The 4,335-nt window shown below is 55.9% G+C and carries 6 protein-coding genes; 1 reads left to right on the forward strand and 5 read right to left on the reverse strand.

Annotation, left to right across the window (positions count from 1 at the left end):
- Together AC1DO7_RS40280 and AC1DO7_RS40285 are read right to left on the reverse strand one after the other, a co-directional pair.
- Positions 1-926 (reverse strand): AMP-binding protein (locus AC1DO7_RS40280; protein WP_477117490.1); only part of this gene is annotated, 926 nt, incomplete at its 3' end.
- Positions 844-1,464, reverse strand: coding sequence for an AMP-binding protein (locus tag AC1DO7_RS40285; protein ID WP_477117491.1), 621 nt, complete (start codon positions 1,462-1,464; stop codon positions 844-846). The genes AC1DO7_RS40285 and AC1DO7_RS40280, both read right to left, overlap by 83 nt.
- A gap of 364 nt (positions 1,465-1,828) precedes the next feature.
- On the opposite strand from AC1DO7_RS40285, the gene AC1DO7_RS40290 reads away from it, so the two are divergent.
- Entirely contained in the window at positions 1,829-2,404 is a 576-nt protein-coding gene (locus tag AC1DO7_RS40290; protein WP_477117492.1) for a TetR/AcrR family transcriptional regulator, read from the forward strand.
- A gap of 50 nt (positions 2,405-2,454) precedes the next feature.
- On the opposite strand, the gene AC1DO7_RS40295 is transcribed toward AC1DO7_RS40290, so the two are convergent.
- The 3 genes from AC1DO7_RS40295 to AC1DO7_RS40305 all read right to left on the reverse strand — a co-directional run.
- Entirely contained in the window at positions 2,455-2,580 is a 126-nt protein-coding gene (locus tag AC1DO7_RS40295) for a winged helix-turn-helix transcriptional regulator (protein WP_441623242.1), read from the reverse strand.
- A 201-nt stretch (positions 2,581-2,781) separates the two neighbouring features.
- A complete protein-coding gene (locus AC1DO7_RS40300) occupies positions 2,782-3,768 on the reverse strand; it encodes an NAD(P)H-dependent flavin oxidoreductase (RefSeq protein WP_441623244.1) in 987 nt (328 codons plus the stop codon).
- A 152-nt stretch (positions 3,769-3,920) separates the two neighbouring features.
- Positions 3,921-4,335: class I adenylate-forming enzyme family protein (locus AC1DO7_RS40305; protein ID WP_477117493.1), on the reverse strand; the 415-nt coding region annotated here is incomplete at its 5' end.

Genomic DNA, 4,335 nt, shown 5'->3' on the forward strand with positions numbered 1-4,335 from the left:
GTACTTTCCCGATCGGGTGCCATGCGAGAGCGCAATTCTCTCCGTAGGATTTTTCCAACCGTGGACTTAGGCAGAGAGTCCGCTAGCGTAATGTGCCGCGGCACCTTATAGGGCGCCAGATGAGCGCGACAGTGTGCTTCCACCTGCTCCGTTGTTAGGTTCACGTCCCCGCGCGGCACGACAAAGAGATGTGGTACTTCTCCAGAGCGTTCATCTGGAACGCCAATGCACGCCGACTCCAAGACATTCGGCATCATTGCCATGACAGACTCAATCTCATTTGGATAAACGTTGAAGCCTGAGACGAGAATCATGTCCTTCTTGCGGTCCACCATTCTCATGAAGCCCTGCTCGTCCATGGTCACGATGTCCCCCGTTTTGAACCAACCGTCGGTAGAAAACGCCTTCTTTGTTTCCTCCTCCCGGTTCCAATAGCCGTTGAAGAGTTGTGGCCCCCTGATAAGAAGCTCACCTGGGGATCCAAGCGAGACATCATCCCCACCCTCGTTCACGATCCGAACATCAGTAGATGGTGCAGGGAGGCCGATCGTTCCACTTCGGCCGGGAGGATTGAATGTAGCGCTGGGTGAAGTCTCGGTCAGACCGTACGCTTCAGTAACGGCGGGCGCGCCGATTGCGCGCCAACGCGTCGCGACGGCTTCATGGATTGACGCCCCTGCACCAATAACCAGCCGAGTCTCGCTGAAGTCGACCGATTGAAGTTCAGGTTCGTTGACCAAGGTATTGAACAAGGTATTGACACCGATGAAAATCTGAAATGGATGCCGCTTCATTTCGGCAATCACAGTAGCGGCATCGCGGGGATTGGGAACTAGACGATTTTCAACACCTAGCGACAGTCCCAGCAGTGCGGTCGCGAGTGGAAAGACGTGGTAGAGAGGCAGCGTCGGCCAACGCTCTGGCATTCCCTTTGCCGTCGGCTTCGTCTTGCTGGACAGGCTCAGCATCAGTCGCCGCGAGTTCGCCAACAATCGCCCCCAGTCCGACAACAGTCGCTGTTAATACCTGCGCGATGCTGGTTTCGGCCAGTACTTGCTGCAATGACTGCTGCAACTGCTCCGCGACAATAATGCAGGTAGCGCCAGAATCCTGTAGCYGGTACTTAAGTTCCCGTGGCGTATATAGAGGATTGACCGGAACCGCCACCATCCCCGCTCGGAATACGGCTGCCAGGCCGATCATGAACGCAGGACAACTTGGCAGCATCAGGGCTACCCGGTCGCCTTTCTTCAATCCCGACTGTTGGAAGAAGGTAGCAAGCGCCTCGGATAGGAGACCAAGTTCTCTAAAGGTCAGCGACTCTTCCAAGCAAGTGAGCGATGGACGGTCCGCGAACAAGTTGACTACCTGCGCAATCTTTGATCCTAGCGTCGCCTCTTCGTCGATCTCAATCTCAGTTGGCATCTCGGGCGGATAGGATCCATGCCAGCGCTTGGCTTCCATTTCAATGTCTCCTTGATAGTTGTTATACCCCGGTTGAATCCGTGGGCTGTATCGCACAGTGCCTGCCAGGCTGCATGACGAATTCTATCTCGCTTGTCATCTCGTGGACCCCCCTCGAAGGGGAAACGCCACCAGCTGGTTCGACTGTAGGTTAACGTTCGTTTGGTAAACGATCGTAGGTTACGTACAGGAGCATGTCAACAGGTATTCATGGCAGGGAACGCCGCAGGGACCTAGGTCAGGCCTACAAGTACCGCAGCGCGCCGGTGTTGGGCTATGCCAATGCCTGCCGGCGTGGCGGTCGTTTTCCTAAACGATCGTAATGCTATAATTTYCACACATTGACTCATTCATGGTGAACGGAATGCGGTACTCAAGCACTCACAAGCAGGAGACACGAGAGAAGATTCTGAACAGCAGCCGAGCGATAGCCAAGACGGGCGGATTCGATTCAACAGGCGTCGATGCCTTGATGAAGGCGATTGGGCTCACCGGCGGCGCTTTCTATAGTCATTTCGATTCGAAGGCGGAGTTGTTTGCTGCTGTTATCGAGCAAGAGCTTTCCAACAGCACGGAAATGCTTGCGGGCAAAGAGACAGATGAAGATCATTTTGTGAAACGTATCCGCAGTTACTTGAGCAGTTCTCATGTGCTGCATCCAGAAACAGGCTGCGCCCTACCGACCTTGGGACCAGAGATTGCGAGGGCCGACGCCTCAGTCCGCAGCTCCGTAGAGCAAAGTGCAAGAAAGCTGCAGAGCAGTTGGAAGAATCGCCTGGATGATTCTGATGCARCCTGGGCTTTGCTAGCGCAGTGCGTGGGCGCCATCTTGCTCGCACGAGTGGTTGAATCAGACAGGACTAGACAGCAGATTCTCGCGTCTAGCCGCCGCTTCCTTGGGCGGTCCATCGAGCAACTCGAACCGCTCACCAAGACTTAACACAACGCAAAGGTTAGCAAAGGTCGCTTGAAGTTAGCAGCCCTGCAGGATCATTTTGTTAGGGCCTCTAAGGAGCGCAGCCGTCGGCTGAGCATGTTCGGCGCGATGCCTAGCGACCTTTCGAACTGATTGTAGTGTCTCCCGCCCTGTAATACCTCGCGCAAAATTAGTAGCACCCAGCGTTCGCCTGAAACTTCATCGCGCGATCAGCCGCACTCTCGTATAAAGGCTTTCGACGTTTTTCAATGATGAAGACATGGCGGAGAACATAGCATTTGGTTGCAGGCACAGCATCTGCGGACGCCCTGGCTAGGAATTGAAGTGCGACCGACTAATCCCACAGCGAACGGCGTCCAGACGCGATGATGTACGTTTAACTAACCGCGACGATCTGACAGGAGCCGCGCGAGGCGATGCGCAATCAACTGTTCGGCCTCATCCATAATCCGATCGATCAAGGCCTGTACGGTCGGGACATCTCGAATCAGGCCCGCCACCATGCCGCAACTCCAGGCACCCGCGTCCATGTCCCCATCGACCATGACCCTGGGATAAACTCCAGCTACCTGTTCGTAGATATCATCGATTTGCAGTTTCCCCCCCTTTTCCCGCTCGATGTCCAGGATCCGCTCGACGCCCGCGTTGCTTAAGACTCGCTCCGTATTGCGCAGCGGGCGCATAACAAGGCGAGTATCAAGTTCTGATGCGCTGACAATGGCCTGCTTGACGTTTTCATGTACTGGCGCTTCCTTTGTAGCGACGAACCGGGTTCCCATATTCATACCATCGGCGCCAAGCGCTAGCGCCGCGACAAGACTGCGTGCGTCCGCCATGCCGCCTGATGCCACAAAGGGAATCTTTAGTTCATCCGCGGCTCTGGGCAACAGGATCATGTTGGGCACATCGTCTTCCCCTGGATGTCCACCGCACTCGAAGCCATCGACGCTAACCGCGTCACAGCCAATCTGCTCAGCCTTCAGCGCATGCCGCACAGAAGTGCACTTGTGAATAACCTTGATACCGGCTGCCTTGAGCAAAGGCATGAATTCTTGCGGGCTGCGACCGGCGGTCTCGACAATGCGCACGCCCCCTTCGCGGATCGCGGCGATATATTCTGCATAGGGCGGCGCGGCGAAAGTAGGCAGGAACGTCAGATTCACGCCAAACGGCTTGTCGGTCATGGCAGCGCAGCGCGCAATTTCGCGTGCCAGTAGCTCCGGCGTCTTTTGTGTCAGAGCGGTAATGATTCCGAGACCGCCGGCATTCGAAACTGCGGACGCCATCTCGGCGAGTCCGACATAGTGCATACCGCCCTGAATGATTGGATGTCGGATGCCAAACATCTCGGTAATACGAGTCTTCATAATGTTCACGTGTTCAGTCTTAGAAATGCAATGGTGTCGGCTTCTTTCGCTACGCGCATGCGGGGTTGGACAGGAACCGCCCCAACACTACCGGTATCACTGAAACAAAGTGCCGCCTTCGGCGTGCTCGAGTCGCCTGCCCGGCACTGTCATCAGGCGAGAGGACGGTTGTCGTTGTAGGAGGCACGAAGCTCGCGCTTTAGCACCTTACCAATCGGACTGCGGGGCAATGAATCGACGATAACGAGGTCCGCCAGGCGCTGCATCTTGCCGATGCGCTCATTGGCCCAAGCCTGCAATCCCTCGCCCAACTGTTGCGCCCCGGCGCGCAGAGTGACAAAGGCGACAGGAGTCTCGCCCCACCGTTCCGACGGCACGCCAATAACTGCCGCCTCRGAAACATTAGGGTGATTCACAAGCACCTGCTCCAGGTCGCTTGGATAGATGTTGAAGCCACCAGAAATAATCATGTCCTTTCGTCGGTCCATTAGCACGAGAAAGCCGTCCTCATCAAAACGGCCAACGTCACCTGTGCGAATGAACCGGCGGCCCTCGCTGTCGTACCAC

Source organism: Cupriavidus sp. 05N40 (genome assembly GCF_056397305.1).

Coding starts and splice junctions, on each gene's coding strand:
- AC1DO7_RS40300 (WP_441623244.1), bottom strand. CDS start 3,768: ATGAAGACTCGTATTACCGAGATGTTTGGCATCCGACATCCAATCATT.